This window comes from Lactobacillus sp. B4015 (assembly GCF_026536055.1).
Classification (GTDB): Bacteria; Bacillota; Bacilli; order Lactobacillales; family Lactobacillaceae; genus Lactobacillus; species Lactobacillus panisapium.
This window is the reverse complement of the sequence record NZ_JAFNOY010000016.1, coordinates 1-5420: the sequence shown is the minus strand read 5'-3', so window position 1 is coordinate 5420 and position 5420 is coordinate 1. Positions and strand designations below refer to the sequence as shown.

General features: G+C 47.6%; 6 protein-coding genes. All 6 read right to left on the bottom strand.

Annotation, left to right across the window (positions count from 1 at the left end; genetic code table 11):
• On the bottom strand, window positions 1-921 hold a 921-nt coding region (locus J3U71_RS11520), incomplete at its 3' end, for a serine hydrolase domain-containing protein (RefSeq protein ID WP_267394636.1).
• Entirely contained in the window at window positions 921-2213 is a 1293-nt protein-coding gene (gene dltD / locus J3U71_RS11515; RefSeq protein WP_220268766.1) for a D-alanyl-lipoteichoic acid biosynthesis protein DltD, read from the bottom strand. The genes dltD and J3U71_RS11520, both read right to left, overlap by 1 nt.
• On the bottom strand, window positions 2206-2445 hold the full coding sequence (dltC, locus tag J3U71_RS11510) for a D-alanine--poly(phosphoribitol) ligase subunit DltC (RefSeq protein WP_220268626.1): 240 nt from the start codon (window positions 2443-2445) through the stop codon (window positions 2206-2208). Before dltC ends, dltD begins: the two co-directional genes overlap by 8 nt.
• Window positions 2446-2482: 37 nt before the next feature.
• Window positions 2483-3721, bottom strand: a complete 1239-nt coding sequence (dltB, locus tag J3U71_RS11505; protein ID WP_220268767.1) for a D-alanyl-lipoteichoic acid biosynthesis protein DltB — start codon at window positions 3719-3721, stop codon at window positions 2483-2485.
• Complete coding sequence (gene dltA / locus J3U71_RS11500) at window positions 3721-5235, bottom strand: D-alanine--poly(phosphoribitol) ligase subunit DltA (RefSeq protein ID WP_267394632.1); 1515 nt, start codon at window positions 5233-5235, stop codon at window positions 3721-3723. Before dltA ends, dltB begins: the two co-directional genes overlap by 1 nt.
• A 12-nt stretch (window positions 5236-5247) precedes the next feature.
• Window positions 5248-5400 (bottom strand): teichoic acid D-Ala incorporation-associated protein DltX, encoded by a 153-nt coding sequence (locus tag J3U71_RS11495; protein WP_103752600.1) that lies wholly within the window; start codon window positions 5398-5400, stop codon window positions 5248-5250.
• Between the last annotated feature and the right edge of the window lie 20 nt (window positions 5401-5420).

Genomic DNA, 5420 nt, shown 5'->3' with positions numbered 1-5420 from the left:
TTTATCAATACGATCTTTCAAAACCACAAATTCGCCCTTCCGCGTCTTATTGGCCTGAATAATAATCATGGTCTTCGCCGTCTTCGTGCTGCGCATGAAGGTATAGTAGCCTTCTCCTGCTCCATTAGCCGTCTTTAGCCCTAAACTGGCGTCGTTATAAAAACCACCATTATAATAAGCTGGCGGACGCGCCCGGTAGAGCTCTTGCCGGCTCTTTTTACTGAGCAGGCTGCCGGCCAGAATATAATTCATTACCTTGGCTAAATCATGATTTGACATCACGACTGACCCGGCACCCAATTCATCATGCGCGGCTTGCAGCGCCTTTTTATGCTTGACCACATCATAGCGGCCGCCGCGGTAAATCATACCCGGTACCAAGCGGCTGGCAATAATCTTGCCCGGCTTGGACCATAAAAACTCCGTCTGTTTTAACTGCAGCGGCTCAACGTATGTTGCCCGGAAAAGCTGCTCATAGCTTTGACCGGTTACCTGCGTCATTATGCCGCACAAGTATACATAATTAAGCGAGCTGTAATACCATTTGCCCAACATCTTCGGCTTAAACACCGTCTTTTTCACATCGCAGGCCAGATTATCCTGGTCAGAGACAAAGTGCCGCCGGCCTAACCGCGCTCCTGGTTTTAACTGCAGTCCGGCCGTCATTGCCAATAAATTTTCAATCGTAATCTTTTTCGCACCCGGTATTGCCGGATAGAACCGCGCTAAGCGCTCATGCAAGCTCAGCTTGCCCGCCTGCACTAGCTTCATGACCATGGCGGCGGTCATTGACTTTTGGACGGAATTAATTAAATAACTAGTGTCAGTAGTATTATTGCTAGCATAATCAAGCAAAACTTTGCCTTTGCTAATAACTAAAACTGAACCCTTGATCCCTAAGGCATCAATTCGCTGGCGCACTATTTTACTTTTAAACGATTGTTTTGCGGCTTTTGCTTAGCTGCGACTTCATAGCGGGCTTTTTGCCACTTCTTGGTATAGAAGTAGTTATGGATGTTGTAGTTGTAGCGGTTATCGGGCTGCGCCATGAACGGCTTAACCGCCTGGTCGACTGCCACCCAGCCGCGCCAGCCCAAGTGAATCGTATCTTCCATGAAGTACTGCTCGCCGCCCCGCTTTGACAAGTCGGTAACCTGGTCAAAGCCTTGGCTGCGCAGCTGGTACTTAATTTTAGCGACTGCCTGCTGGTACATCGTCTGCGATAAGCCGGTATAATCCGCCCACTTTTGGTTAATTGGCGGAATGATGAACAAGACATTAGTGTGCTGTTTGGCAAACTGGTGCAACATCAGCTCAAAATCGCTGTATTCGACCGACCTGGTATAATCAAAGTTTTTCTGACTGTCCTTTAATTTAGCCAGATTGCGCTTATTCAGCCGCAGCTTAAAGAAGCGGTTGTTAATCCCAAACTCATTGGAATTAGTATGAATTGCCGCTTGCTGGCTGGCAACTCGGTCCAGTGCCTTGGCCGAGTCAGTTGCTGGCAGCAGCTTGGCCTGACCATTTATTTTGGGCAGGCGGTCGCGCAATTGGAAAGTACTAAAAAATTTGTCCTCATTGTTAAGCATGCGCCGCTGATTTTCGAGGTAAAAACGCTGCACGCTTGACAAGGGCTGGCCGCTGGCTGCTTTTTTCATGCCGGCTTTGACCATGCCCTTGACTTCCGGCATTGCCAAGAAGCGCTGGGCGGCGTAGCGGCTGGCGCGGCTGCTTTTCTTGAGGTCTAACAAGAAGTTGCAGGCCTGCAGCGGTGAATAATACAGCGCAAATGCCTCCGGGTTTTGCCCCATTTTCGTAAACCATTGCGGTGACACAATCACGACGGCTTTTTTGTTTTTTAGCTGCTTGGCCGTTCCCTGCATGCCCAAAAATTGGGCTAGCGACTGGCTGCCCGGCCCGCCTAGTAAAAACGGCCGGTAATTGCGGTGATATTTTTGGGCCAACACGCTAGGGTGCAGCGGATCAAGCCGGGACAACTCGCTAGAGCCGTAAAAAGGCACGTAGTCGTCCTTAAAGGCATCCTGCTTCATCAAGGAACCCTTAAAAACCGTGGTTGTCTGTGAATTGGCCGCCTGATAAATAGCGTCCTGCGAAAAGGTCCGCTCCCAAGGCAATAAAAAAATCACCAGCAATAGGATAAAAGCGCAAAGAACTGGGCCAAAGATTTGCCACAGCCGGCGTTTGTTACTCATTTTTTAAACTTTCCACCTTTGCCACAATCTTGTTGGGCGTATTCCATTCGTTCCGGTCAAATTCGGAAACCGGCACATCGATCGCAAATTTTTCCTGCAGGTTCAGTAACATCTGCACGCTGGCCATGGAGTCCATTAGTCCGTTGGCAAAAATATCTTCATCCATCTTGCCGGTTAAGTCTTCTCCGGTTAAATCTTGTAAAATTGCTAAAACTTCTTCTTTAATATCCATGATTAAACCTCTTAAATAATTCTATTGCCTGTTTAAGCTACTTCCAGCCAAACCAGAGCTGGCTGAGAAAACCTGAAAAAATCAGGAAACTGAAACAAACGACGTTAAAGGTGACGAAAATTGCCAGCCACTTGGTGTACTTGTTAGCCGGCAGCTTGTCCTGATGCTTCTTTTTAAACCTGAGCCAGCAGTCATTAATAATGATGGCGCCGGCATGGAACAAGCCATAAACAATGTAATACCAGCTTAGCCCGTGCCAAAAGCCCATCACTAAAAACAAGAGCAGATAGGCTGCCTGTGACAGGCGCACCGGGTTTTTAAACAGCTTCTTCTTCATCGCGAAGAAGGTAAACCGCATGTAGATGTAATCCCTAAACCAAAACGACAGCGTCATGTGCCACCGGTTCCAGAATTCCTTGATATTCTGCGAAATAAACGGCTTGTTAAAGTTCATTGGCGTGTGAATGCCCATGAAGTAGGAAATTGCTACGGCAAACAATGAATAGCCCGCAAAATCAAAGAACAGGTACATGCTGTAACAGTACATGTAAGCTAGCAGCCACCACGATAATTTCAGGCCGCCGTTAGCGGTACCGGCAATTAAGGCTGCCCGCTCAATTTTAGGCAGCCAGTAAGTGCCAAAGAACCAGCCCAAGATAAATTTATACAAAAAGCCTTGGAACAGGTAACGCGTGGCTAAGCCTAAATCCGTCAGATAAGCTGCCCGTTTAGGGGCAGCGTCGCATTCTTTGGCAAAGCGCCGGTAACGGTCAATGGGCCCCGAAGAAATCGTTGGGAAAAACAGCAGGAAGCGCAAGTAAGTGACCAAGTCAATTTCCTTAATCGCCCCGTCGCGGACTTCCATGATGACCTGCACGGTTTTGAAAGTGATGTACGAAATCCCCAAAAAGGCCAAGACCCCCGGTATTTTAGCCTGGGGAAAAGCCGTTTGGACTTTTACCAAAATCAGGGGCACAATCGCTAGGAAAACCGCCAGGTAAAAGACCCACGTTTTGTTGGCCCGGTTTTTACGATAATATAGGTAACAATAAGTCAGCAGCAGCTCAAGCAATAAGTATATTAGCAGGCTAACGCCCTGCTGCCACTTATCCCCGTCAAAAATTAGGAAGAGAAAGACCAGCGAAAAAGCTATTTCATATAACTTAAAGCGGTGGCCATAATACAGACCCAAAATGATTGGTATTAAGCCAATCATTAGGAAAACAAAGTAGTGTGGATTCCCATAAGGCTGCAGATTAATCAAATTAAAATGCACTACTCGTTAACCTCCTTAATAACGGTATTGATGTCAACCTTGCCGTTTTGCGAAATCGGTAATTGCTCCCGGTAGACAAATCGCTGCGGAATCATGTACGGCATCAGGTTCTGGGCCAGATCAGCCCGAAGCAGTTGCGTAATTTCGTCTTCGCTATAGCGCTTTTTGACGCCGTCTTTTAGTTCGATTTCCGCCACAATTTGCTTGACCGTGTGGTCGCTGCCATATTTAGGCGCAGCCACGCCGTGGGCAACAAACTTATTTTTACCTAAATAATAGTTGATTTCTTCTAATTCGATCCGGTAGCCGTTGAATTTGATTTGGAAATCAATCCGGCCCCGGTAAAAGAGCAAGTCGCCAGCAAAGAAACCTTCATCGCCAGAGCGATGACTCAGGTACTGCTCGGACGGCGCTTGGAAGAAAGCCTTCGCCGTTTTTTCTGGGTTATTGAGGTAGCCCTTGGAAGTGCTCGGCCCGGTAATGATAATCTCGCCTTGCCCCGGCTGATCGCCCTTAGTTTTGTCAATCGTGATTTGGGTATCTTCTTTTACCCGCCCGATTGGCAGGCGGTCATAGTTAGCTAAGACTTCCGGCGTAATTTCCACCTGTGTCACCGCCACCGTGGTTTCGGTGGGGCCATAGGTGTTGAAAATCTTGGCCTGCGGGAACTTCTTTTGGAGCAGCTCCGCCTCATTATGCGGCAATTCCTCGCCGCAAAAGAGAAAGTGCGTCAGGTCCGGATGATGCTCGCCCGTAAAGGTCTTGTCCAAAAAGCACATCTGAGCAAATGACGGCGTCGACACCCAAACATTAAACTGCAATTGCGGCAGCGTTTGGAAAAGCTGCGCAAAGTTTTCCGTCACTTCGTGTGGCAAAACGACCAGCTTGCCTGCTCCCACTAAAGCGGGGTATAAGCTCATGACCGACAGGTCAAATGAATACGGCGCTTGGGCCAGAAAACTAGGGTGCGCTGGCAAAGCAAAGTCGCTCATTTCCCAGTTAACAAAACTCAAGAGGTTGTTGTGACTGATCTGCACGCCCTTGGGCTTGCCGCTGGTGCCCGAAGTAAAGATAATGTAGAAATTATCATCGCCCTGTACAAAATTGGCCGGATCAACTGCACTAGTCGCAGTGCCCACCTCTGCGGGGCGGATAACCTGCAAGTCAGGTAAAGCAATTGCTGGCAACTCTTCAATCGCAATGATTGCTTCGGCTGCAGCTACTTCTTGAATCAGCACAATTCTTTCGGCATTCGAATAGCTGGCAATCGGGATATAAGCGTGACCGGCTTTAACACAGCCGAGAAAGCTGGCAATCATGTCAAAAGTCTGCCCGCCCCAAATCATAATCGGGCTGCCCGGACTGAGATTAAGGCCCATAATGTAGCTAGCCCAAGCATCGGAACGCTTTTTCAAGTCGCCGTAAGTGTTAGTTTGGCCCAGAAAGTCATAGGCAATCCGGTCTGGCTCAGCCAGCGCAATCTGATCAATTTTCTTGATAATATTTTTAATCATTGTTGTACCACCTTAAAATTCATTGTAAATAAAGTGAACCGAGGTTAGGCCGCTATATTGATACAAATAGATTAATGCTATTAAAATAGCGCAATAAATAATTGTCGTGAGCATAAACTTGCCAACACGTTTAGCACGTGAAGGAGTTTGATCTTTTTTAACCATATTCTTCATATCTCTTTCAA